Annotated in this window: 1 protein-coding gene; it reads right to left on the bottom strand. The window is 58.7% G+C overall.

Translation table 11 applies throughout. The annotated features are described in order from the left end of the window. Positions 1-775: 775 nt before the first annotated feature. Positions 776-1,292: IS630 family transposase (locus M3A49_RS42235; RefSeq protein WP_266233981.1), on the bottom strand; the 517-nt coding region annotated here is incomplete at its 5' end.

The raw sequence follows: 1,292 nt of genomic DNA, 5'->3' as shown, positions 1-1,292 counted from the left end.
ACGGCTCGAGCACAGCATTAAGCGTCGCATTAACGCCGGTCTCGCCAACTGCACGAGCCCTTCGCAAGCGTCACATTGTTGACTCGCCTCATCGCTGAGACGAAGGGCGCTGAACCGTAGTGATACCGGGTCTCTCACAAGCTTCCCCTCGATGAATCTAAAACGTGGACTCGCGACAACTGCACCACGCGGAAGTCTGCACCCTTTCGGGTTAGGGCAAATCTCGAACCCCTATGCGAGCTATTACCGCACGCCGTTCGCTTTTTCCGCGTTCTCATGCCCGCTCCCCCAACAGCTTCCCCTTACGGCGTACCTGCCACGATTTCAATAATCCGAAATCGTGGCGGAGGATCGGGTTTACCACGTTCCCGTTTCTGCCGACCCGAATGCCATCGGGCCTATCCGTTTAGCGCCCGTCTATTCCCCGGCAGCATTATGACGGCGTACCCCCAAGCACAAGAGGAGCAACCGGCTGCATACCTTTTGGTTTGGGCCCATTAGCCGCTTCGGCCCATCATCCGTTACGAGGTTTATCGACGATTCACATTCGTTGCGCATGCGGAAATTGCCTAGCCTCGACGCCGCATTATGGCTCGCAGCGTCACCACATATCGTCGCCGAGCGTGGTGTCTTTCGACGAGTACATTGTCCTTGGAGCTTCAGACCCGGCAGTTACCCGCCGCGCCTGTCCAAGTAGGCAACTGCTGGCCGTACAGCAGGTCACGGCAACACGGTATTTTGTGAAGCGTGACAAGACAGAGACGAGCTTTACCGCCTACTGCATGCCGCTTGACGCGCGGCTGACGGCGACACGTGTCGCACTGTGCTCGCGGATATAGCGCATCAGCTTGCGCTCCAAATCTTTTACTGTGGTGAAGATGCCTCGCGCGATCACGTCGCGCTGAATGCGCGAGAACCAGTTCTCCACCTGATTTAGCCAGGAGGTATAGGTCGGCGTGTAATGCAACCGCACGTTTCGGTGTTGCCGCAGGAACTCTTGCACGCGCGGGGTCTTGTGGCTGCTGACGTTGTCGCAGATCACATGGATCTCTTGTTTGGGCCGCTGGCTGGCGATAACGTCGGTGAGGAAGGCCACGAACTGCTCGCTGGTATGGCGCGGCGCCGTCCTGCCGATGACTTCCCCGGTTCTCGTGTTGAGCGCGGCGAACAGGCTCAGCGTGCCGTTGCGCTTGTATTCGAAGCCGTGGCTCTCGGCGCGCCCGGGCGACAGCGGCAGCATCCGGTCTTTACGGTCCAGAGCCTGAATTGCCGTCTTCTCGTCTACGCAGAAC

This window comes from Paraburkholderia sp. CNPSo 3076, assembly GCF_026343935.1.
GTDB classification, from domain to species: domain Bacteria; phylum Pseudomonadota; class Gammaproteobacteria; order Burkholderiales; family Burkholderiaceae; genus Paraburkholderia; species Paraburkholderia nodosa.
Note: the sequence above shows the minus strand (reverse complement) of the source record. Positions and strands in the feature narration are given on the sequence as shown.